Annotated in this window: 25 protein-coding genes and 1 pseudogene; 14 read left to right on the top strand and 12 right to left on the bottom strand. The window is 70.1% G+C overall.

From position 1 onward, the window contains the following. Positions 1-80: 80 nt before the first annotated feature. A complete protein-coding gene (locus tag RKD20_RS43520; protein WP_424882553.1) occupies positions 81-1259 on the bottom strand; it encodes a cytochrome P450 family protein in 1179 nt (392 codons plus the stop codon). 197 nt (positions 1260-1456) lie between these two features. Between RKD20_RS43520 and RKD20_RS43515 the strand changes: the two genes are divergently transcribed. Further along, positions 1457-2065, top strand: a complete 609-nt coding sequence (locus RKD20_RS43515; RefSeq protein WP_424882552.1) for a hypothetical protein — start codon at positions 1457-1459, stop codon at positions 2063-2065. Between the two features lie 151 nt (positions 2066-2216). On the opposite strand, the pseudogene RKD20_RS43510 reads toward RKD20_RS43515, so the two are convergent. Beyond that, a pseudogene (locus RKD20_RS43510) lies at positions 2217-2659 on the bottom strand (GNAT family N-acetyltransferase); the annotation flags it as partial. A gap of 103 nt (positions 2660-2762) precedes the next feature. On the opposite strand from RKD20_RS43510, the gene RKD20_RS43505 reads away from it, so the two are divergent. Next, entirely contained in the window at positions 2763-3299 is a 537-nt protein-coding gene (locus RKD20_RS43505) for a hypothetical protein (protein WP_424882551.1), read from the top strand. A gap of 278 nt (positions 3300-3577) precedes the next feature. Here RKD20_RS43505 and RKD20_RS43500 read toward each other — a convergent pair whose 3' ends face one another. Beyond that, positions 3578-4792 (bottom strand): amidohydrolase family protein, encoded by a 1215-nt coding sequence (locus RKD20_RS43500; RefSeq protein ID WP_424882550.1) that lies wholly within the window; start codon positions 4790-4792, stop codon positions 3578-3580. 103 nt (positions 4793-4895) lie between these two features. Here RKD20_RS43500 and RKD20_RS43495 point away from each other — a divergent pair, with 103 nt between their 5' ends. The 5 genes from RKD20_RS43495 (at position 4896) to RKD20_RS43475 (ending at position 8512) form a co-directional block, all read left to right on the top strand. Next, the gene (locus RKD20_RS43495; protein WP_424882549.1) at positions 4896-5363 is read left to right on the top strand and encodes a MarR family winged helix-turn-helix transcriptional regulator; all 468 of its coding nucleotides are present in this window, start codon (positions 4896-4898) and stop codon (positions 5361-5363) included. Positions 5364-5812: 449 nt separating this feature from the next. Further along, positions 5813-6571 carry an alpha/beta fold hydrolase gene (locus RKD20_RS43490; protein WP_424882548.1) on the top strand — a complete coding sequence of 253 codons (759 nt, stop codon included), beginning with the start codon at positions 5813-5815 and terminating at the stop codon, positions 6569-6571. 45 nt (positions 6572-6616) lie between these two features. Then, the gene (locus tag RKD20_RS43485) at positions 6617-7213 is read left to right on the top strand and encodes a DinB family protein (RefSeq protein WP_424882547.1); all 597 of its coding nucleotides are present in this window, start codon (positions 6617-6619) and stop codon (positions 7211-7213) included. A 160-nt stretch (positions 7214-7373) separates the two neighbouring features. Beyond that, entirely contained in the window at positions 7374-7586 is a 213-nt protein-coding gene (locus RKD20_RS43480) for a hypothetical protein (protein ID WP_424882546.1), read from the top strand. After that, positions 7574-8512 (top strand): hypothetical protein, encoded by a 939-nt coding sequence (locus tag RKD20_RS43475; RefSeq protein ID WP_424883465.1) that lies wholly within the window; start codon positions 7574-7576, stop codon positions 8510-8512. Before RKD20_RS43480 ends, RKD20_RS43475 begins: the two co-directional genes overlap by 13 nt. Before the next feature lie 209 nt (positions 8513-8721). Here RKD20_RS43475 and RKD20_RS43470 read toward each other — a convergent pair whose 3' ends face one another. Together RKD20_RS43470 and RKD20_RS43465 are read right to left on the bottom strand one after the other, a co-directional pair. Then, the gene (locus RKD20_RS43470; protein WP_424882545.1) at positions 8722-9147 is read right to left on the bottom strand and encodes a DUF4267 domain-containing protein; all 426 of its coding nucleotides are present in this window, start codon (positions 9145-9147) and stop codon (positions 8722-8724) included. A gap of 131 nt (positions 9148-9278) precedes the next feature. Further along, entirely contained in the window at positions 9279-9725 is a 447-nt protein-coding gene (locus RKD20_RS43465; protein ID WP_424882544.1) for an anthrone oxygenase family protein, read from the bottom strand. A 90-nt stretch (positions 9726-9815) separates the two neighbouring features. Here RKD20_RS43465 and RKD20_RS43460 point away from each other — a divergent pair, with 90 nt between their 5' ends. Continuing rightward, positions 9816-10394 (top strand): TetR/AcrR family transcriptional regulator, encoded by a 579-nt coding sequence (locus tag RKD20_RS43460; RefSeq protein ID WP_424882543.1) that lies wholly within the window; start codon positions 9816-9818, stop codon positions 10392-10394. A 212-nt stretch (positions 10395-10606) separates the two neighbouring features. On the opposite strand, the gene RKD20_RS43455 is transcribed toward RKD20_RS43460, so the two are convergent. Further along, entirely contained in the window at positions 10607-11044 is a 438-nt protein-coding gene (locus tag RKD20_RS43455; RefSeq protein WP_424882542.1) for a hypothetical protein, read from the bottom strand. 85 nt (positions 11045-11129) lie between these two features. Between RKD20_RS43455 and RKD20_RS43450 the strand changes: the two genes are divergently transcribed. Next, the gene (locus RKD20_RS43450) at positions 11130-11810 is read left to right on the top strand and encodes a helix-turn-helix transcriptional regulator (protein WP_424883464.1); all 681 of its coding nucleotides are present in this window, start codon (positions 11130-11132) and stop codon (positions 11808-11810) included. 31 nt (positions 11811-11841) lie between these two features. Here RKD20_RS43450 and secD read toward each other — a convergent pair whose 3' ends face one another. From secD to RKD20_RS43430, 4 genes are all read right to left on the bottom strand, one after another. Next, positions 11842-14049: a protein translocase subunit SecD gene (secD, locus tag RKD20_RS43445; RefSeq protein ID WP_424882541.1), complete on the bottom strand. Its 2208-nt coding sequence runs from the start codon at positions 14047-14049 to the stop codon at positions 11842-11844. Between the two features lie 110 nt (positions 14050-14159). Then, on the bottom strand, positions 14160-14564 hold the full coding sequence (locus RKD20_RS43440; RefSeq protein WP_424882540.1) for a hypothetical protein: 405 nt from the start codon (positions 14562-14564) through the stop codon (positions 14160-14162). A gap of 46 nt (positions 14565-14610) precedes the next feature. Then, positions 14611-15276 carry a response regulator gene (locus RKD20_RS43435; protein WP_424882539.1) on the bottom strand — a complete coding sequence of 222 codons (666 nt, stop codon included), beginning with the start codon at positions 15274-15276 and terminating at the stop codon, positions 14611-14613. After that, positions 15273-16223, bottom strand: coding sequence for a HAMP domain-containing sensor histidine kinase (locus RKD20_RS43430; protein ID WP_424883463.1), 951 nt, complete (start codon positions 16221-16223; stop codon positions 15273-15275). The genes RKD20_RS43435 and RKD20_RS43430 overlap by 4 nt, the downstream gene beginning before the upstream one ends. A gap of 336 nt (positions 16224-16559) precedes the next feature. On the opposite strand from RKD20_RS43430, the gene RKD20_RS43425 reads away from it, so the two are divergent. The 4 genes from RKD20_RS43425 to RKD20_RS43410 are packed head-to-tail and all read left to right on the top strand — an operon-like array spanning position 16560 to position 18786. Next, the gene (locus RKD20_RS43425; RefSeq protein WP_424882538.1) at positions 16560-16886 is read left to right on the top strand and encodes a TraR/DksA family transcriptional regulator; all 327 of its coding nucleotides are present in this window, start codon (positions 16560-16562) and stop codon (positions 16884-16886) included. 46 nt (positions 16887-16932) lie between these two features. Beyond that, on the top strand, positions 16933-17307 hold the full coding sequence (locus RKD20_RS43420; RefSeq protein WP_424882537.1) for a TraR/DksA family transcriptional regulator: 375 nt from the start codon (positions 16933-16935) through the stop codon (positions 17305-17307). Next, the gene (locus RKD20_RS43415; RefSeq protein WP_424882536.1) at positions 17304-18119 is read left to right on the top strand and encodes a hypothetical protein; all 816 of its coding nucleotides are present in this window, start codon (positions 17304-17306) and stop codon (positions 18117-18119) included. Before RKD20_RS43420 ends, RKD20_RS43415 begins: the two co-directional genes overlap by 4 nt. A 46-nt stretch (positions 18120-18165) precedes the next feature. Continuing rightward, complete coding sequence (locus RKD20_RS43410) at positions 18166-18786, top strand: Rv1733c family protein (RefSeq protein WP_424882535.1); 621 nt, start codon at positions 18166-18168, stop codon at positions 18784-18786. A gap of 753 nt (positions 18787-19539) precedes the next feature. On the opposite strand, the gene RKD20_RS43405 is transcribed toward RKD20_RS43410, so the two are convergent. Continuing rightward, the gene (locus RKD20_RS43405; RefSeq protein WP_424882534.1) at positions 19540-20277 is read right to left on the bottom strand and encodes an SDR family oxidoreductase; all 738 of its coding nucleotides are present in this window, start codon (positions 20275-20277) and stop codon (positions 19540-19542) included. A gap of 92 nt (positions 20278-20369) precedes the next feature. Here RKD20_RS43405 and RKD20_RS43400 point away from each other — a divergent pair, with 92 nt between their 5' ends. Then, the gene (locus RKD20_RS43400) at positions 20370-21209 is read left to right on the top strand and encodes a LysR family transcriptional regulator (protein WP_424882533.1); all 840 of its coding nucleotides are present in this window, start codon (positions 20370-20372) and stop codon (positions 21207-21209) included. A 67-nt stretch (positions 21210-21276) separates the two neighbouring features. Here RKD20_RS43400 and RKD20_RS43395 read toward each other — a convergent pair whose 3' ends face one another. Further along, positions 21277-21714 carry a glutaredoxin domain-containing protein gene (locus RKD20_RS43395; RefSeq protein ID WP_424882532.1) on the bottom strand — a complete coding sequence of 146 codons (438 nt, stop codon included), beginning with the start codon at positions 21712-21714 and terminating at the stop codon, positions 21277-21279. Positions 21715-21919: the final 205 nt, after the last annotated feature.

Genomic DNA, 21919 nt, shown 5'->3' with positions numbered 1-21919 from the left:
CTGGGAACGTTGTCGATGGTGCTCGGGCCTGCGCCGATCCGCCCGAAAAGTTGCCGGACCGGCAAATATCCACCGCCCGTCTACACCGTGACAGGAAGCTCCGCCAGCCCGCGAACGAGACGAGTGCGCCGCCATTCCAGTCGATCAGACGGTACGGCCAGACGGATGCCGGGGAACCGGGTCAGTACCGCTCGCAGCGCGATCTCCGCCTCGGCCTTGGCCAGGGGCGCGCCGACACAGCGGTGGATGCCGTGGCCGAAGCCGAGATGCCCCGCGGCGTCTCGGTCCGGATCGAGCAGGTCCGGCGACGGGAACCGCACGGGATCGCGGTTGGCTGCGCCAAGAGCGACCAGCACCGGGGTCCCGGGCGGAATGTCGACACCGCCGAGCGCGACCGCCTCCGTCGTGAAACGGAAAGTGGCTGTACTGACGGGGGAATCGAACCGCAGCAACTCGTCCAGCGCGGCCGGGACGTCGTCCGGATTCCTCCGAAGGCGGTCCAACGCGGCAGGCCGCTGCAACAGTGCCAGGACCGCGTTGCCGAGGAAGTTGGTCGTGGTCTCATGCCCGGCCACGAGCAGCAGCACCGCCAGGGAGACCAGCTCCTCCTCGCTCAGACGCTCTGCTCCGTCGCGAGCCGAGATGAGCCGGTCGAGGAGACTGTCACCGGGGTCCAGGCGCTTGGCGGCGACGAGGCCCGTCATGTAGTCGGCCATGGAATGCGAGGCCGCGTCGATGACATCGGGCCTGCCTGCCGCGAACAGTTCTCCCGACCAGCGCTGGACGTCGGGCCGATCTTCCTGCGGGACTCCGAGCAGCTGACAGATCACGATGACCGGCAGCGGCACCGCCAGGCCTGCCACGAAGTCGAACCTCTCGCCGACCGGCCATCGGTCCAGCAGTTCCTCGGTGACCCGCGCGATGAACGGACGCAGCCGCGCAACGGCCCCGGCTGTGAACGCCTTGGTCACCAGTTTGCGCAGCCGGGTGTGCCGGGGCGGGTCGGTGGCCAGCATGGTGTGCGCCACCGCGGGGTGCAGACGACGCCCAGACTCCTTGCCCGCGAAGAAGGCCGCCGTGTCCTTCGAGAGCCGAGGGTCGCAAAGGGCTTCCCTGGCCTCCGCGTAGCCGGTTACCAGGTAGCCGGGGCGCCCGGCCGACTCCGTGGGCATGGACTGCACAGGGCATCTGGACCGCATGGCCGCAAGGGTGGGGTAGGGGTCCTGCAGGAAACGGGGGTCCTGAGTCGGGTCGGTCATGCTTTCAGACTCCAACGGACGCCGGCTCACCGTCATCGACGACACGCCCAACACGGGGCGCGTAAGCGTCAGTTGCCTGGAGGAGCCCCTGCGAGCCGGCATGGAGATCATTGGCCGACCTCCGGGCGGGCCGACGCCGCCCTCCGCGATGTCGTAATCGGCGGTGTCGGCGGCTGTGGCCGTGACATCGTGGCCGAGTGGTGCGTGGACAAGAAGAAGAGGAGTGGCTGGCGACTCAGCGTCCGTCACGGGTGCGCGAGGTCCAGGCCGGTCGCCTGGCCTGGACCGAGATCGACCTGATCGACCTCGGGGGCGGGTTCGCGCGTCCGTTGCGTGACGGGTTGGAAGCCTTCGGTGCCCAGGTCAACTATCTGCGCGTCGGTCAGCCTCGCCATCTGGTGGCCGCGCTGGACGGCACCAGGCCGATCGCCCCCTATGTGATCTTGTCCTGCCACGGCGACGAGGGCCGCATCCTGATGGAAGACGTCGCCGAGGAGCTGGCCGGATTCCAGCCGTTCAACGGTGACGTCGGGCCGGACCGTGTACGCGAACACTTCCATCTGCCAGGCAGCGTCACTCTCGTCACCGGATGCGACACGGGGGATCCCGCGCTCGCCGACGCCTTCCTCGACGCCGGTGCCGGCATCTATGTCGCCCCTCGGGGCGCCCCGTTCGGCTATGCGAGCATGTTCGCCCCGTTGTTCTTCTTCTACGAGCTCACAGAACTGCGCACTCCCTTGGCGGCCGTCGAACGCCTGCGCGCGCACGACGACGAACTCGCCATGTGGGAGCTCCATCAACGCTGACCGGCATGCCTCTCGCACCCGGCTCACGTCTCCTTCGACCGCCCCGGCACTCCGAGGGGAGGCGAGTCCGGCGGTGACGGCGTCGAGGTCCTGGCGGAGGAGGCCGGCCAATGCGGGGGCGGGCCCTGTCGCCCGCCGGAGTCCCGTCCTTCCATTCGTGGGCGAGCATCGCGTAGATGTACTCACTGCCCCAACGCTCTCCGTCGAGGTCGTTGTCGATCAGATGAGCCTCGCGGCGCATGCCCAGGCGCTCACACACCCGCACGGACCCGGTGTTGAGATCATCCAGCCGGGCAAAGACGCGATGGGCACGCAACCGGCCGAAGGCCAACGAGAGCAGAGCGCGCGGCTTCGGCGGCGTAGCCCTGTCCGGCGTACCGCGGGTTGCAGATCCAGCCGATCTCGGCCTGCCGGGCGGCAGCACTGCTGAGGGTGAGAACCACTTCGCCTACGACAGCCGGCTCGTCCGGCCCGGCAGACGGCCAGCAGGAGTACATCGACGTCCGCCTTCGAACTGGTCCCGCCCGCACGTACGGCGACGGACTCGGCGCGGGCCTCACGGGTGAGCGGTGGGCGATAGAGGTACCGCGCGACTCCCCCCGTGCAACTGCCTTGGCTGGCCAGACTATTTGATCCCTCTTCGATCCAGCAGCCAGAAATAGCGCAACAGTTCGTAGCAAAGTGATTCAATGACTCCATGGTGAGGGACGGGGCATCACTGGGTCCGCTGGAGCTGCACGAAGGACGTTGGGTCGTCGGGGACGCCACGCGAGTGGGCACTCACTGGGTGGACTTGCGACCGGACGGGTTCTACCAGCACGAGCCGGCTTCCGAGGGCCGACTGTTCCCCTGGTCCAGGATCATGACCGGCATCTGGATCACCTGGGGCAAGCACTCCTGGAACTCGGTGAGCAGGGGCAGGTACACCCTCAAGGGCATGGTCGCCGGGCGCAGCGGTGGCTGGATGCACATGACGCTGCGCCACCCGTACGAGGACCATCAACTGCGCTTCGACCAGCACGCGCGCCCGTACAGGGCCGTGGACGTCCTGCGGCTGGAGTATCTCCTGCGGCACCTCGTCGACGAGGAAAAGCCGCATCTCCTCGGCGACCCGGAATGGCTGGGCGATGCCGTGGCACACCTGGCCGGCGGAAAGAACCGCTGGCTCACCAGCCGTGCGCTGCGGCGGACGGCAGCGGAGGCTGTCACGGTGGCCGGCCCGGCCGGCCGCTGACAGTCCGCCGGCGCCTGCGGCACTTCCCGGGACGTCCGACCGCGACCATCCGCTCGCAGGCCTCGGCAGTCTCGCGGGGCTCGCCGCTCTCGCCGACTCCGGCGGAGCAGTCCGCTCGCTCCGCCTGATGGCCGGACTCCCCCAGGAGGGGCTGGAATTGGCGAGTCCCACCCCCTGCACTCCCCCAGCCGAACGCCACGAACGGGAGACCGGCCCCACCGGCTCGACCGCGAGACCGCCCCTGACCCGTCGTGACACCCATGGGGAAGTACGTGCGGTCATGCCGCCAGGCGGGTGCCGCGGCGCCAGACGGCGCGGGTGTTGAGGGTGTCGCTGATGTTGCTGGTCGGGTCACCCTCGACCAGCAGAAGGTCGGCACGGAGCCCCTCGGCGATGCGGCCCCGGTCACTGAGGCGGAAGCGGCGGGCCGTCGTCGCCGTGGCCGCGCGCAGGGCCCGTGCGGGCGTGAGACCGGCCGCCACGAGGTATTGCAGCTCGTGGTGCAGGCTCGCTCCGTGTGCCAGACCCCCGAAGAACGTCTCGGGCATGGAGGCGTCGGTGCCGGCCAGCACGTCGACGCCGGCGGCGTCCAGAGCGCGCACGGTGTCGTACACGTCGTCGAGCTTGCCCTGCGGGTAACGGTCGTAGCTGGACCGCAGGGTTCGTTCCCATGCACTGTCGAGCCGTGCGGAAACCCGGGGGTCGTCGGCGAGATCGCTTCCGGTGATTCCCATCATCGAGGCATTGAGGCTGATACAGGGAATGACGAACATGCCCGCGTCCCTGATGAGGGCGATGATCTCGGCGGTGTGCGGCTGGTCCATGAACACGTGGGTGAGGCCGTCGATGCCGGCTTCGGCTGCCGTCCTGGTGGCCTCCACTGTCAGCGCGTGGGCCACGGTCAGGGCACCGTACTTCTTGGCTTCGGCCACACCGGCGGCCACGGTGGCCCGGTCAAGTGAGGGCAGCCCGGGGTGCCCCTCCACACTGCCGTCGTCGATCATGAACTTGATGAAGTCGGAGCCCCTGGCGAGGAGTTGGGGCACAAAGGCGGCCGCTTCCTCGGGCGTGCTGGAGAACGGCATCAAGGGCATCACCGGCGGGAGATCCCACTTCGGCCGGAAGCCTTCGGGCATCAGCTCGCTCGGGTGACCACCGGGCGGTGTGATGGCGAAGCCGGAAGAGCGCACGTCAGCCAGGGTGTCGTCCTCGGTGATGGCCCCCCGGTTCTCCCGGGTGTTCATCCCCTGCATCTCCAGTTCGGTCGTCACCCCGAACCGCAGGGCGAGTGCCAGGGAACCCGGAGCGGAGTGAACGTGGGCGTCGATGAGCCCCGGCAGCAGGGTGGCGCCGCTGCCGTCCACGATCTCGCTGTCACGAGGAGCCTCGCCACCCACGCGAGCGATCCTCCCGCCGTCGATGACCACGGTCCGCACGCCTACCGACTTCTCTCCGTCGAAGATCTGCGCATTGGTGATCGCGGTGAGCGCCATAGCAGTCCGCCTCGTTTCGTCGCTCGTCCAAGATTTACATACCCTAAGCTATATACATATCCAGAGGTATGCAAATGGCTGGGCTGGGCCTAGACTCAGTCGCATGAGCAGCCCGTCCTTCTCCGAGCAGCCTTCCGACGACGCGGCGTTGGACCAGATCGGCCCCGCGCTGTCACGTCTGCGACGACGCGCACCGGCATCGAGCAAGGACCTCTCCCGCAACCTCGTACTCAATGTGATCGCTGATGCACCGGGCGAGACGACTGTCGGCGGCCTCGCTGCCGAGATGGGTGTGGCCCAGCCGGTGGCCAGCCGGACCGTCGCCGCCTGCATCGAGGACGGGCTGCTGCGGCGGACGGCGTCCCAGATCGACGGTCGCCGCACCGTGCTCGAACTCACCGAGCACGGTGAGGCCGAACGCAGCCGCTTCGCCGCTGAACAGCGCAAGGCGTTTCAGGAGATCACCGCTGCCTGGTCGCCGGAGGAGCGGATCCAGTTCGCACGCCTCTTGGCCCGATATGGAGCTGACGCCACCGCATGGTCCAGGAAACAGGCCTCGAGCCGCGACTGAACGAGCGGTGCCGCGCTTCTGCGTGAGCGAGGAGTTCGGGCGGTGGATCCAGGTCTGCCCTGGCATGACTCGACTCATCGCTGCCGTCTCGGCCTCGCCCGACGGCCGCCTCGCCGGACCCGACCCCAGCCGGGACAACGATCGCACCCGCGCCGCGCCCTCGGGCACCTCGTCGACCCCGTGGACCCAGCGTTCGTCACAGCCGCGCACCAGCGGGCCAAGGCGACGGCGTCGGAGAGCGGCAGGGAATTCGACCTCATCCTCGCGGGCCGCGTGTGCCACGGTCGGCTCGGCGACGTAAGCCTGACCGGCCGACGCTCCGACGGCGCGTCATGGACGTCGGAACGCGCTACTGGTCACCGGCGGAGCGCCGTACACGCTCGTGCAGCGAAGCGTGCTCTCGGCATCGACCGCGACGCATCCGGCCTACGACCTCGTGCGGTCATCCGATGACGACGATGCTCTCCTGGCCCGACGCACTGTGCGAGCGCCTCGCCGCCGGAGGGCGCCGGGTGGTGCGCTACGACCTGCGCGACAGCGGGGAATCGACGACCACGGATCCCATGGCGCCCGCCTACACCCTGCGCGACCTGGCCACCGACGCGGCGACCCTTGCTGACGCGCTCGGCGGGGAGCCGGCGCACCTTGCGGGGATCGGGGTCGGCGGGATGGTCGCCCAGGTGGCCGTACTCGACCATCCGCACGCGTTCTCGGCGCTCACCCTGGTCGGCACCCGCGCGGTTGCCCCCGGCCCGGTCGACGAGGACCTCCCCGACCATGACCAGGCGACGATGGGGCGGCTGTTCGCGCGTGCGATGCCAAATTGGACCGATCGTGAGGCGGTCGCGGCCTTCGTCACCGCCGGTGCGGAGACCCTCGGCGACGACCCCGTCGCCGCGCACGCCACGGCTGCGCGCATCTGGGACCGCACGCCCGGCACCGCTCCCCCGGTCCAGATGGCCAACCAGATGGGCGTGGTGTTCGCCAGGCTCGACTGCAAGCCCCGCTGGCGCGAGCGCCTGCCCGAGATCGCGGTCCCCACGCTCGTCGTGCATGGCCGCCGCAACCGGTTCTTCCCCTTGGGCAACGGCGAAGCGCTCGCGCGCAACATCCCCGGAGCACGGCTGCTCGTCCTGGAGGAGGCCGCCACGGCGATTCCCGATGCGGCGGTCGGCGAGGTCACCGAGGCGATGCTCAGTCTCACATGACCGAGGCCACTCCCCGGTGTCAGTGCCGGCTGGAAGACTGCCCGCATGATCGAACCGAACCCGAAAGCGGACCTGTTTCGATACCTGCAAGAAGCCCGTGATGCCCTGGTCTGGAAGCTCGACGGGCTCTCGGAGTACGACATCCGGCGCCCACTGACTCCCACGGGAACGAATCTGCTGGGGCTGGTCAAACATGTCGCCGGCGTGGAGCTGGGGTACTTCGGCGACACGTTCGGGCGGCCGTTCTTCGACGAGCAACCGCCGGCCTGGTGGTACACGCAGGACGCGGAAGCCAACGCGGACATGTGGGCCACGGCAGACGAGTCACGCGAAGACATCGTCGGGCTGTACCGCCTGGCGTGGCAGCACTCCGACAGCACGATCGCGATGCTGCCGCTGGACGCGGTCGGCCGCGTGCCGTGGTGGCCGGAGGAACGTCGCGAGGCGACACTGCACCACATCCTGGTACGCGTGATCTCCGATACGCAGCGGCACGCAGGCCACGCGGACATCGTGCGGGAACTCATCGACGGATCCGTCGGGTGTTCGCAGAACAAGGGCGACTTGCCGCCAGGTGATCAGGCCTGGTGGGCGAGCTATCGGAGCCGGCTGGAGGGCGTGGCCCGGGAAGCCGGCGACTGATCCTGGCCGTGGCGACGTAGACGGTCCGGTGCCGTACGGCGACGGAGGTGGGGTTCGAGAGCCCGTCCTTTCGGTCAGGATGACGGAGGGCTTCTCCGACACACCTCCGCAGGTGTCCGACCGGGATGCGGGATCACTCGTCGCGGGCGACGCTGGTGCCGTGTCCGAGCGTCGAGCGATCGTCCACCCGCCGTCTGAGACCGGCGGCCGTCCGGTGCGCATCGCGGACCGGAGCTACGGCACCGCGCACACCCCCTACGACCGGACGCTGCTTGCGCAGAACGCCGGTTGGCCCCGCTGGGACGAACGGGATGTCGCCGACTCGGACCTGGACGAACGCCACGAAGGTGGGCCGGAGTGGTGGCCGCCGTGAGCAGGCGCAAGGGCGTGAAGACCGGCGCGGAACGCGACGTGGAAGCGGTTCTCGACGACCTCTACACCACGCCCCCCGCCGACTTCGTCGCCCGCCGTGAGGAGTTGGCCGCCGCGGCCAAAGCGGCCGACCACGTCGACGATGCCCGACGGATCCACGCGGCCCGCCGCCCCACCCTGGCGGCCTGGGCCGCGAACCTCCTGCTGCGTTCCCAGCCGCAGGAGAGCCGGCAGTTCCTGGAGCTGGGGCAGGCTTTGCGCGAGGCATACCGCACCCTGGACGCCGTAGGGATCAACGAGCTGTCCGAGCAACGGCGGCGCATCGTGGCCGCCTTGTCCGGGCAGGCGGCGCAGCTTGCTCAGGAGGCCGGGCACCGACTGTCGGACCAGGTCCGGCAGGACGTCGAATCCACCTTGCGCGCCGTGCTCACTGATCAGGATGCGGCCGACCAGTGGGCAGGCGGCCGCCTGGAGGGCGCTCTCACCCCGCCGTCGGACTTTCCCGGCACCGCCCCGCCGACCGGCGCCGCGCACAAGCCACGCCGGGAGACGACTCCGCAGCCGTCGGCGCGAACGCGGGCGAAGAACGAACTCGCCGAGCGGCGCCGACAAAGGGAGGAGCGGCTCGATCACGCCCGGACAGCGGCCGAAGAGGCCGCGCAGCGATTGCGGGACGCCCGGACGGAAGAAGCCGAGGCTGAAGCGGCACGGCAGCTCGCACGCGACGGGCACGACCAGGCCCGGAAGCTGGTGTCCGCCGCCGAGCAGCAACTGCACCAGGCACAGCAGGAACTCCAGCGAGCCGATCGCGAACAGCGGGAGGCTGAGGAACGCAGCCACACAGCCGCTGACGCACACGCGCGGGCCCGACAGGAAGCGCGCGAAGCCGAGCGGGAGGTGAAGCGCCTGACCTCGCGCAAGAGATAGGTCTCGGCGGAAGCGCGCGGGTTCGCTCTGGTTGACGGGATCTGGTGTCCCGAGCGTTCGCCGAGCCGCACGCGATCGGCTAGCCCGGCGGCCGGCGCGGGTTCGGCATACCGTCATCGCTCATGTGCGCCCGCTGCCAGATCTCCTTCCACCACCAGCACGCGCCGAGGTGGCCCGGCCGGAGCCCGGGCCACCTCCGGCCGATGGGATCAGGCGGGCTGCGGGGCGGGCGTCGCCGGAGCGGACGCGACCTCGCGGGTCTCGCGCATCATCAGCAGGCCGTTGACCACCATCAGCGTCGCGGTCACGCCGTGGACGCCGAACGCGGTGGTCACTGAGCCGTGATGGGCCAGCACTGTGGTCATGTCGCCGTAGGCGGCGAGGGCCTCCACCAGTAACACCCAGCTCAGCGCCCGGCGGTGGCCCGTCACCAGCAGGATGCCCAGGACCAGGGCCAGGACGACGTCGCGGATTCCCTTGATGATCAGGAAGCCGCCGCCGTCGCCGGACGGCCAGCTCGGCAGGCCGAAGGTCGGCGCCGTCGTCTCCGGGCTCAGGATGAACTCCGCTCCGAACCAGAGGATGAAGAGAATGAAGGCGGCGGTCAGGACGGTGTTGATCTTCTTCAGTACCATGGTTCGTCTCCTCGCGAGTCTTCGTGAGCTTGATAGGGCTTGGTGAGCCGGTATGACTCCCACTCAGGGGATATGCGGCGACCGGAACTTTTTGGCCGTTCGGGACCGACCGGGCGGCTGAGCCCCTGGGCTCAGGCGAGGGCGGCGACCAGCAGGGCGAAGGCGGCGATGATGACGGCGACGCGGACGTAGTGGAAGCGCTGCCAGCGGTTCAGCTGCTGCTTCCAGTCGGCGGGCCGGTTGTCAGGGGTCCACGTCCTGTTCCGGTTGTTGATCGGAACGAGCAGCAGAACCGACATGACCACGCTGAGGATCAGCAGCGCGCCGGCCGTGACGACGAGGGCGGTGCCGTGGTGGTGCCACCCGGCGACAGCCCAGATGCCGACAAGGACGAGCGAGCCGATGTACCAGACCGGCATCACGGCGCCGAGCATCCGCCCCCCGTGGGCATGGCCGAGTTGGCCGCTGTCCTCCGGGAGCGCGTCGAGTATCCGGTTCATGACGAAGGCGACGGAGAACTCCACCCCCACCATCACGCCGACGACCACGGTGGTGATGACCTCAAGTGCGTTGAACATGACGATCCTCTCGGAATCTAGTGCCGCTAGCCGATGAGGCAACGCTAGTACTACTGCCGCTCTCTTGTCTAGCAGTGCTAGGATCGAATCATGTCGGTACAGGAACGCAAGCAGCGGGAACGGGCGGAGCGCGAACGCCTCATCGTGGCGACGGCCCGTGAACTCGCTGAGCAGCAGGGTTGGGACGCCGTCACCACACGGCGGCTCGCCGAACGCATCGAGTACAGCCAGCCCGTTCTCTACAGCCATTTCCGCGGCAAGCGCGAGATCATCGGCGCCGTCGCCCTCCAGGGCGCCACGGAGATGGCCGTCGCGGTGCGGACCGCGACCGCCGCCGTGGACAGCCCGCGCGAGCGGGTCGCCGCCCTCGCGCGCGCCTATCTCGACTTCGCCGAACGCAACCCGGCGGTCTACGACGCCATCTTCCAGCTCGACGGCGGGCTGGCCTACGCCCAGGAGGACACCCCGGCACCTCTCAAGGACGCCTTCGCCGCGCTGCTGGAGTGCCTCGGCGAGGTCGCCGGGGACGGTGTCGACCCGGGGCTGTTCACCGAGACGTTCTGGGCGTGCCTGCACGGGTTGACCACCCTGACCCGGGCGGGACGGCTGCCACCGCAGGAGACCGAGCCGAGGGTGAGGCTGCTGGTGGACCGGCTCGCCATGCTCTGACACACCGGCCGGCCTTCCGCCCCCGTCGCCCTCGCCGAGGCGGACGGTCGCCGAGCCAGTCCGGTGGGCGCCGGTCCTCCCTGCGCGTGCGGGGTGCGGAACTGTGTCAGCTCACGCAGTTGTGGCCCACGCGGTACGACGACCCTAACCGGGGCGGCGGGCAGCCCCGTGAGAGCCCGCCCGCCGACTCCTTCACCATGGGCCGCGCCCGTTCAGCGCTGCCGCTTGCCGTGGTAGCGCTCTGCGAGGCGGGCGAGTGCGACGGCGGCGAGCAGGAGGCCGAAGTCGCGCAACGCGATGTCGTAGTAGTCGGGGATGGTCAGCAGGTTGACGATGATGCCGGCCAGCCAGCCGGCCACCAGCCAGGCGCCGAAGCGGGGCGCGAAAGCCACTGCGATTCCGGCGACGACTTCGATCACGCCCACGGCGTACATGGCCGCCTGAGCGCTGCCGGGAACGAGGTCGTTGATCCAGGGCGCGAGGTACGCGGGCCAGTCCACCAGCAGGTTGGTGAACTTGTCCAGCCCGAACAGGATCGGCGCCACGGTGAACGCCGTCCGCAGGATCACGAACGCCTGGTAGCCGGGGTCTGCGAGCTGCGCACGCCGTGGGGCGGCGGTGGGCGGGGTGCTTGCGGTTGCGGAGGACATGACGACCTCTCCTTCTAGTGACAACTTTCGTTATTTATAGAAGCGCCCATCTCTTCTTTAGTCAATGGCCGTGGGTTTTACACTGGTGTTCGTGGACGCCCCGAAGGAAGTACGCGACCCCGATGTCTCCGCCATCGCCGCCTTGGACGAGCCGACCCGTAGGAGGCTGTACGAGCATGTGGTGCGCCAGCCCGGCCCCGTCAGCCGCGACGACGCGGCCGCCGCACTCGGCCTGGCCCGGCAGACCGTGGCGTTCCATCTCGACCGGCTCGCCGACGAGTCCCTGCTCGACGTGGTCTACGAACGGCGCAGCGGGCGGACGGGGCCGGGGGCCGGCAGACCGGCCAAGCTGTACCGGCGTTCGGGCAAGCAGATCGCGGTCAGCCTGCCGGACCGGCGCTACGAACTCGCCGGGCGGCTCCTGGCCCAGGCAGTGGAGGAATCCGCGGCAACCGGCGCGCCGGTGCGGGAGGTGCTGCACCGCAGGGCCGAAGAACTCGGCGCGCGGCTGGAAGAGCCGGAGAGCGTAAGCCTTTTCGGACTGCTGGAGCGGTACGGCTTCGAGCCGCGGCACGAGGAGACAGGCACCATCGTGCTGGGCAACTGTCCCTTTCACGTCCTGGCGCGTGAGCACACCGAGACGGTGTGCGGCATGAATCTGCACCTCCTCCGTGGTGTCCTGCACGGGTTGGGCGAGCGCGCGTACACGGCCTGTCTGTCACCCTCCCCTGGCCGATGCTGCGTCCGGCTGGAGCCCGTCGCCTGATCGCCTCACGTCACAGCACCGGCACCGGCACCTACGTACGACGCTTGTGCAGCTCGATGGCCAGTGGGGTGGCCGTGAACATCGAGGAGTACGTGCCCACCGCACAGCCGATGAGGAGAGCGAGGGCGAAGTCGGCCAGGGAGTCGCCGCCGAGGACGGCCAGTGCGGTGAGGATGAACGCGGCGCCCATTCCGGTGTTGACGGTTCGGGGCAGGGTCTGCAGGAGAGCCTGGTTGGCGACGCGGGCGAAGGCCCCCGTGTTCGCGCGGCGGCCCAGTTCCCTTATCCGGTCGAAGACGACCACGGAGTCGTTGACGGAGTAGCCGATGACGGTCAGCAGCGCAGCCAGGAACACACCGTCGACGGGCTTGCCCAGCCAGGCGAAGACGCCGATGAGGATCACGACGTCGTGAGCGAGTGCGGCGACCGCCGAGGTTCCCAGCAGCCGGCGGAAACGTGCCGTGAGGTAGACGAGCTGGGCGCCGAGGGCGACGACGAGGGCGATGAGGCCGCCGTGGCGCAGCTCCTTGCCGAGGCTGGGGCCGATCGCCTCGTCGCGGATCTTCTCGGTCCCGGGCGCCAGGTCGGTGACAGCGGCGGTGATGGCCGCCGCTTGGTCGTTGCTCAGGTGAGGGGTACGGACGGTGAGCTGGTGTGCGCCGGAGGTCTGGACGACGGCCCGGGGGAATCCGGCGTCGGCGAGCGCGCTGCGGGCCCGGTCGGCGTCGACGGGGGTGGCCGTGGCATAGGCGATGTGGCGGCCACCGGTGAACTCGACGCCGAGGTCCAGGCCGCGCACGGCGATACCGGAGGCGGCCAGGACGAGAGCGGCGGCCGAGGCGGCCAGCCACCGGCGCGGGTGCCGCATCAGGTTCGGGCTGGTGCGGCCGAGGCGCTCGCGGACGGCGCCGGAGTGGGCGATGCCGGTCAGGCGGGGGCGGCGCCGCAGACCGGGGCGACCGACAGCGTGTTCGGCGAGGGCCCGGGTGATGACCAGGGCGCTCAGCATGGAGGCGAGGACGCCGATCCCCAGCGTGACGCCGAAGCCGCGGACCGGGCCGGAGGCGAGGAAGAACAGCAGGCCTGCGGCGATGAGGGTGGTGATGTTGGAGTCGGCGATGGCGCTGAAGGCCCCGCGGAATCCGGAGGTCAGGGATGATCGCGGGGTGGGGCGGTGACCGCAGGCGTACTCCTCGCGGGCGCGTTCGAAGACGAGCACGTTGGCGTCGACCGCCATGCCGATGGCCAGCACGAAGCCGGCGAGGCCGGGCAGGGTGAGGGTGGCGCCGAGGGCCGCGAGGGCCGCGTAGGAGATAAGGCCGTAGCAGGCCAGAGCCACGGTGGCCAGGGCGCCCAGAAGCCGGTAGACGGCGATGATGAACAGCGCGGTCACCGCCGTGCCGATGGTGGCGGCCCAGGCGCTGGCCTTGATGGCTTCGGCTCCCAACGTCTGGCCGACCGTGCGCTGCTCGACGGTCTCGACCGGCACCGGAAGAGCGCCGCCGTTGATGAGCAGGGCCAGTTCTTTGGCTTCGCGGTCGTCGAAGGTGCCGGTGATCTGGGTGGAGCCCCCGTTGATGCCGGATCGGCAGGCGACGGACGGGTCGACCTGCGGCGAGGAGATGACCTTGTCGTCCAGGACGATGGCGACGCGGCGGCCCGGGTCTCCGACCGCGTGGCAGGCGGCCTCGCCCGTCAGACGAGCCCACCCCGTTTCGCCTGATCCCCTGAAGTCGACGGTGACGTGCCATCCCGCGCCGCCCTGCTGGTCGAAGCGGGCGGCTGCCTTCTCGACGTCCTTGCCGGTCAGCGCGGCCGCCCGAAGGCGCAGCAGTTGGCCGGACTCGTCGGCCATGACTTGCTCACGGGGCCGCTTGGGCAGCGGATTCGGCCTGTCGTCGGCGGTGGCTGCCGTACCGAGTACCTGGTGGAAGGTGAGCTGAGCGGTGCGGCCGAGCACGTCGGCCGCCTTCCTGGGGTCCTGCACGCCGGGCAGTTCGACGATGATCCGGTCGCTGCCGGAGCGGGCGATGGTGGGTTCGGTGACACCGAGCGCGTCGATGCGGCCGCGCAGCACCTCCACGGTGCGGTCCGTGGCCTCACCGTCGGTGTCGGCAGTGGGGCGGGTTTCCAGCACGACCTGGGTGCCGCCCCGCAGATCGAGTCCGAGGTGGACGGGCACCGTGAGGGCGACGTACAGGGACAGGGCAACGGCAATCAGGGCGATCACGCCTCTCATGCGCGTGGATCGGGTCACCGCGGATCGGGTCACAACGGGCCTCCGGCAGGCACACCGCGGCCGGCACAGGGGCTGCGGTCGAGAAAGGAACGAGAGGGAAGGGACAGGGCTCAGATGCCGGAAGGCGAGGGGGGTGCACGTACCCCATGCCGGTGTGCCGGATGGTCGGATACGGGGGTGGCCTCCACCGCGACCGGGAGCCGCGCGGGCCCGAGCGAACCGATCTCCGGGCGCGGCGACGCGCCCTGGGCGGAGACCGGTGGTGCATGGCGCTCGCCGGTGACATCCCCATGGCTCCGCCGGCCCCGCACCGCGGCAGTGGAAACAGCGGAGTCCACGCCCTCCGCGTGGGACTCGCCGTGCGCTGCCCGGGCCTCGGCCGCGAGCACCGCGCCGCCGATCGCACGGGGTTGCTCATCGCCCAGGGCGGCCGGGCCGAGCAGCGTGACGACGACGGCGAGCAGGACGGCCAGGGCAGCCGAACCCCGGCCGCTCATGCGGGACACGGCGACCATCCCCTCCCTCTTTCCTGTCGGTGGCAGCGTGTCGGCGACGGCGCGCTCAGGGTTCGACCAGGCCTGCGCGGATCGCATAGCGAGTGAGCTCCAGCCGGTCCCGCAGACCGAGCTTGCGCAGCAGGTTCTCCCGGTGCCGGTGGACGGTCTTGATGCTGATGAAGAGCAACTCGGCGATCTCCTTGGAGGAGTGACCCTCGGCCACGAGTTTGAGGACCTCCTCCTCGCGCGCGGTCAGCACCTGCTCGGGCGGCTCCTCGCCGTTGCGGACCCGGTCGAGGTAGCTGCGTATCAGCGCGCTGACGGCGCCCGGGTACAGGAAGGGTTCGTCACGCATCGCGGCCCGGCAGGCCGCCACGAGGTCGCGGTCGGCCACGGACTTCAGCACGTAGCCGCTGGCTCCGGCCTTCAGCGCCTGGAAGAAGTACTGCTCGTTGTCGTGCATCGTCAGCATCAGTACGCGCACCCCGGGCTTCAGCGCGACGAGCTCGCGGGTGGCCTGCAGTCCCGTCATCCGGGGCATGGCGATGTCCATCACCGCGAGGTCGACCTCGTGGGTGCGGGCCAGTTCGATGGCCTCCGCCCCGTCCCCGGCCTCGGCGACGACCTCGAGGTCCGGCTCCCGGTCGAGGATGAGCCGCACGCCGCGGCGTACCAGCGCGTGGTCGTCGGCGAGAAGGATACGGATCAGGGATGTGTCGGGCGTGGTCATGGCTGCTTCCTGAGGGGCACGACAAGCCGGACCGCCGTACCGGCCTGCGGGTGGGAGGTGAAATCCAGCGTGGCTCCGATCAGCAGGGCCCGCTCGCGCATTCCGCGGATCCCCGCCCCCTCGCGGGCGGTTTCGGTACCGCGGCCGTCGTCGGCGACGGTCAGCACCACCGTCTCACCGGTGTGGCGCAGGCTCACCTCGACCTGGCCGGCCTCGGCATGGCGGGCGGCGTTGGTCAGGGCTTCCTGGGCCACGCGGTACAGCACCAGTTCGGTCTGCTGGTCCAGCACGGGCAGGCCGGTGTCCAAGCGGCGCACCACCCGCAGTCCCACATGGGTGGCGAACTCGCTGGTCAGCGAGGTCAGGGCGCTGACCAGCCCGAGGTCCTCCAGCACGCCCGGCCGCAGCCGACGTACCAGACGGCGCACCTCGTCCAGACTCCCCCGGGTGATCTCCTGCACCTGCCTCAGCTCACCGCGCAACGGCTCGTCCGCCTCGTCGGCCGCCCGCTCCAGTGACAGCAGGATCGCGGTCATGCTCTGGCCCACCTCGTCGTGCAGTTCCTGGGCGATACGGCGTCTTTCCGCTTCCTGCGCGAACAGGGCGCGGGCGCTGCTGGAGGCTCGTTCGTGCTCGAGGCGCTCCAGCATGGCGTTGAAGGTGCGGATCAGTTCGGCGGTCTCACCGCGGCCCCCTTCCGGCAGCCGGTGACCCGGGCGCAGCAGATCGACGGTGGTCATCAGCCGGGTGAGCCGGTCGAGCGGGGCCAGGCCGATCCGCAGCAGGGCCGCGTTGGCGACCAGCATGACGACCAGACCCGCCAGCAGGATGACCGCCTCGGTCAGCACCACCGGCACGGAGACGGTGACCGGGGCCCACAGCAGCAGCGCGGTGGCGCTTCCCAGCACGACCGCGTTGAGCGCGAAGATCCGCCAGAACAGGGACACCGGGTTGCGCCTTTCCATGTGGGACGCGGCTGTGCGTCTGCTGACGGTCACCGCGCACCCCGAGCGTGAGCTGCGTTCTCCGGCTCAGACCGGCCTGCTGTCCAGCCTGCCCCCTGCCTGTTCCGTCGTCGATGGGCTCCAATGCCCATTTCCCGGACCTGCCCCACCCACGCCGCGATGGGCCCTGGGCCATGCCGTAGATGGGTATCGCGCCCGATGGGCTTTACGGACCGTTGCGGCCACGGTGGAGACATGGACCGGCCGCCGAGACCGACCCCGCCCCCGTCCCAGACGGCCTCCCGCCCTCCCCACCTCTCACCGGAAGAAGGAACCGCCATGTCGCTCGATACGCCCCAGGCCGAAACCCGTCGTGAGCGGCTGACGGCGCACGAGGCCCTCCAGCGCCTCGAAGAGGAACGTGCCTCCCGTCTCACTCAGCTACGGGCCATCGACGAAGCCCGGCCGAACGCGGAGGAACAGGTGATGTCCACGCAGAAAGACACCATCCGGCGCGTCCTCACCGAGGTCGAGGCCGCCTTCGCGCGCGTCAAGGACGGCACCTACGGCATCTGTCGCACCTGCTCCAGGCCGATCCCCGTCGAGCGCCTGGAAATCCTGCCCTACACGCCGTACTGCGTTCCCTGCCAGCGCGACGCCGCCTGACAAGCGCCCCTTCGACCTCTCTCAACCGCCCTGCCCAGGGGGTGACTTGGTGAACCATCGGACCATCGACGACCACAACACAACCCTGTCGATCGAGGACTTCGCCGTACTGCGCGAGAACCTGCACGAGCAACGCCTGTTCCGCCGGGAACAACTCCACCAGCTCTCGGCCGCCGTCACATCCCGCGCCGGCACCCCGAGCGCCCGACCGGCGGCCTCCCAACTCGAGGTGCGCGACAAGCTCGCCGCCTCCGCCCGCCTGGTCCTGACCGACGTGGAAGCCGCCCTCGGACGCATGGACCAGGGCCGGTACGGCACCTGCCACCTGTGCCGCGGACCCATCGCCCGCGAACTGCTCATGATCGTGCCGCAAGCCCGCTACTGCGCACGATGCCGACAGGTCAGGGAGGCCGGCCGATGACCACCCCGTCCCACCGTGTCGTGGCGGCCGCCCGGCACCGTTCGTGGCCCTGGTGCCGACGGTGCTCCGGCATCGCCCTCGACCTGGGCAGCGCCCGCACCCGTGCCTGGACGTCCGGGCGGCGAACGATCCTGGACGTGCCCACGGTCACCCTGCCGGGGGACAGCGCCACCTGCCCCATTCAGCGCGGCGCGATCATCGACACCCCCGGCACGGCCCGGATGCTCGACCGGCTGCTCGGCCACCGCCCGCCCCGTGCCGGCCGCCCTCTGGTCATCCTGACCACTCCCGTACTGGGCGGCATCGCCTTTCGGGCCGAAGCCCGCACGGCGGTCGAGGCCCTGCGCCCGCGCACCGTACTGACCGTCCCCACCGCGCGTGCCGTGGCCGTGGCCGCCGGCGCCGACCTGGGCCGCCCCCTGCTCGTCGTGGACATCGGCGCCCACCTCACCGAGGTCACGCTCCTCGTCGACGGCGCGGTGACCGACGCCCGCTGCACTGCTCTTGGCACCAGCGACCTGGACAGCCTCACCCCACCCGCGCGGATCACCGACGCAGTCGTCGCCCTGGTGACCGGCATGCTGGACCAGGACCACACCTCCCAGACGCTCGACGCCCTCCGGCGGGGCCCGCTGCTCGCCGGCGGAGGTGCTCTACGGCCCGACATCACCGGCCGCCTAACCGCCCGGCTGCAGGCTCCCCTCCACCCCGTCCGCGCCCCGCACACCGCAGCCGTCCGCGGCGCCGCGAGACTCCTTCAAGCTGCCCACGCCCACCCCTCGGCCGTCACCGACGCCGCGCACCACCGCTAGCCGTCGCCCGGTCCCGCCCACGCCCGCACACGGAAGGAGAGACACGGTGGCCCGCGCAGTACCCCCGGCAGACCCTCCCGACGAGCTCCCCCGCGTCCTGTTGTGGCGATGGCGGCGCAACCCCCTGCGCCGTCGCACGGATCTCGCGCAGGCGTGGATCGCCGTCGGTCTCTTCCTCGCCGTCCTGGCCGCCACTCCATCCGCCACGTTCCTGGTGGGCGACACCGCGTACCGCCACTACAAGGAAACCGCCCGGCACCAGAGCGCCACCCGGCACGACACCTCCGCCGTTCTGGTGCGCGACGCTCCTCGTCATCCGGAACCGGGATCGGACGAGGCGAAGAAGGCGCTGTACCCGGTGACCGTCCGCTTCACCGATCCGCATGGCCGCAGTCGCACGGCAACGACGGACGCCGTCCCCGGTCTGGCCGCCGGCAGCGTCATCCGCGTCTGGGTCGACGCCGAAGGAAAGATCGCCGACGCGCCCCTGACCAGCCGACAGGTCCGTGACGGCGCCATCGGCTGCGCCGTCCTTGCCGCCATGGCCGTCCCCCTCCTGGGCACAGCCGCATACGCCTACGCCCGCCGCAGGCTGGAGCGCCACAACCTCGCCCAGTGGGACTCCGCGTGGGCCCGCGTCGCCCCTCGGTGGACGGCCTCACACTGACAGGCCGAATCAGCAGCGTGGGCCGGTGTCGGCGAAGCGACCATCGATCCGGCTCACCGCGCGCTCCATCGCCACGGTCGCATCAACGCTCAACCCAGCGGGCCGAGTTCACCGCGCTGCTCCGGGTGAGGGTCTGTCCGAAGCACACGGACCAGGAGTGCGCTCCGACCCCCGAATTCCCGCACGACCAGTTGCCCAGGCCGCTGGAGGAGGTGCGCAGGTCCATGAACGCCGCCGCACTGTAGAGACTGGATCGGTCGTCGCGCACGATCACTGCCGCCTGCACGCTGCCCCCGCCCGACGACCTGATCGCACAGACCTGCGCGTGCACAGCTTCGGCGACCTCATGGGAGCCGGCGCAACGCCACGTGCTGGTGCTGGAAGTGATCGGATTTGTGTTGCCGTAGGCATGCCATGTGCCGCCCGCAGCCGCTGCGGGGCCCGCGCTTGCCAGACTCACCTCGAGAACGGCAGTGGTGGCGACGGCTGTCGCTGCGCCCGTTCGTGCAACTCGCATGCTGATCCCTCCCTCACACGACCCGTGGTCATGACAAGCAGGCCACGTTTCGGCCGGGTCGGTCCCTGACGTGGCGGTGGTTCGTGGTCGTCCTCGGCCCTTGTGATGGCGTTCGCCCCGCAAACTCGGCCTTCGTCGTAGGAGGTGGCGGGGTGGCGGGGTGGCCGGATCTTCGAGCCGAGCGGCCTGCCGGGGGCCGGCCCGATTTCGGCACACGGGCCGGACACATCAGAACATCACCAGGGCACGACTCCCGTGGAGTCGAACAGCTGACCGGTGGGGCCGTCGTCGGGCAGGGTCGCCAGTCGCAGGGCGATTGCCGCGCCCTGCTCAGGGGTCTCAGTACCGCTGAACCCGTTGAGGTCGGTGGCCACGTAGCCGGGGCAGGCGTTGTTGATCAAGATGTTGGTACCGCTCAGCTCCTTGGCGTACTGGATGGTGACGGCGTTGAGGAAGGTCTTCGTCGGCGCGTAGGCCCCGCTGATCCCTCCGAGGTCGACGCCTGGCGTGGTCTGCAGTGCCAGCGAGCCGACATGGCTGGACTGGTTGACGATCCGCGGGTGCGCCGAGCGGCGCAGCAGCGGCAGCATCGCGTTGGTGACCCGGATGACACCGATGACGTTGGTCTCCACCAGCCGCCGCACGGTCTCCAGGTCGATGGTCGAAGGCTCCTCCGGCCAGCCGCCCGCGACGCCGGCGTTGTTGACCAACACGTCAAGGCGTCCCGACCGCTCCTCGATCAACCGCGCGGCGCCGGTCACGCTCTCTTCGTCGGTCACGTCCAAGGGCACGCCGAACGCGTCGGCGCCTGCCGCGCGCAACTTCGCCACGGCATCCGTCCCGCGCTGCTCGTCCCGGGCGCCGACACCGACGCTCCAGCCCAACGCGCCCAGCCCGACCGCGATCTCGTACCCGATGCCCTTGTTCGCGCCCGTGACCAGCGCAATTGTCTTCTCAGTCATGACACCGAGCATGGCTGCGCCTCGGCCAGGCACCAACACCATCTCGGTAGTGCAGCGATACCCGGGCGGTATCGATCGGACCGCCTCACCGTTACCGTGCATGCATGGAGATACGCGAGCTGCGGTACTTCGTCGCCGTCGCCGAGGAGCTGCACTTCGGCAAGGCCGCCCAGCGTCTGGAGATAGCGCAGCCGCCCCTGTCGCGCGCCATCGCCCGGCTCGAACGACAGCTCGCGGTCACGCTGCTGGAGCGCACCAGCCGGAGCGTCACGCTGACCGAGGCAGGGGCCGTCCTGCTGTCCGAGGCACGCTCGATCCTCAGCGCGGTGGCCGCAGCCGAGCGGCGTACCCAGCAGGCCGCGCGAAGCCGCCCCCGCCTCGTCCTCGCCGTCAAATCCGGCACCGTGGGCGAGTTGCTGGCCAAACTGCTCGATGCGTACCGCGCGGAGCCCGGCGCAGCCACCGTTGATCTGCTGCTCTGCGAAGCGCATCAGCAACAGGAACTGCTGCAGAACGGGCAAGCCGATGTGGCCCTGCTGCACCTGCCCTTCGATTCGGCGGCCGGACTCGACACCGAAGAGCTGTACACCGAGGGACAGGTGGCGATCCTGCCCGCCTCTCACCGCCTCGCCGGCCGCTCCCGGATCCGGATGGCCGAGGTCGCGGCGGTGCCGGAACTCCCGATGGCGCGCTGGCCGGACCGCGGCGGCAACTACCCGGAGGGACCAGGCCCGGAGGTACGGAACCTGACACAGCTCTTCCAGTTGATCGCGCTCGGCCTCACCACCGTGATCATCCCCGAGTCCGCCGGCACGGACCTGCGCCCGGACCTCGCCGCCGTGCCCGTGTCGGATGCCCCGCCCGTGACCACCGTGATCGCTTGGCCGTCGCAGAGCCGACTTCGCGCAGCCGCGGACCTGATCCGGGTGGCAACACGTCTTTGAGTGACCGTTCTGCATCCTCTACATCGTCTGTCGCACGGTCCATGGACGTATCTCACCGAGCGTGGCGTCACGCGGAACTGCCGAGTTGCTCGCGCACCCACGCAGGATCGGGGTTGGTGTGCGCTTCGCCCGCGACGACGACGGTCGGCACGGTCTCGTTGCCGTCGTTGGCCGCCCTCACCACTGCGGCCGCGGCCGGGTCGCGCCATATGTCGACCCAGTGTGCCTGCCGGGCCCTACGACCCAGCCGGACGCGCAGTCGAAGGCAGTACTGGCACCCAGGCCGCCAGAAGACTACCGGCCGGCCGTCGACGGCACTGCGACGCTGTGCCTCGACCGCGCCGATCGACTTCGGGAAGATCAGAGGCGAGTTCACGCCTGCGAGCAGCACGAAGACCAGCATGATCGCTGTGGCTGCGCCGGGGGCCCCGCTGACGATCCGCCCAGCCGCGAGGGCTGAGCCGCAGAGCACCAGCAGCATCGGCAGGATCCAGGCGCGCATCATGAGGACGAGGCTATCGATGAGTCGGCATGGGCCTCGAATCGGGCAGCCCGTGCACCGCCGCGTCGACGGCCGGGTGCGTTCGGAGTCGTCCGGCGCGCGGCGGAAAGCAGCGGAAAAGCAGTGGACGCGGTGGTGACCAGCCTTGTAGCTTGCGATTGCCCGTGACCCCGCCCGAGGAGGTGAGACCCATGAACGCAGTAGCGAT

Source organism: Streptomyces sp. SLBN-8D4, from assembly GCF_049739545.1.
GTDB lineage: Bacteria > Actinomycetota > Actinomycetes > Streptomycetales > Streptomycetaceae > Streptomyces > Streptomyces canus_C.
The sequence above is the reverse complement of the archived record's forward strand: the minus strand, read 5'-3'. Positions and strand labels throughout refer to the sequence as shown.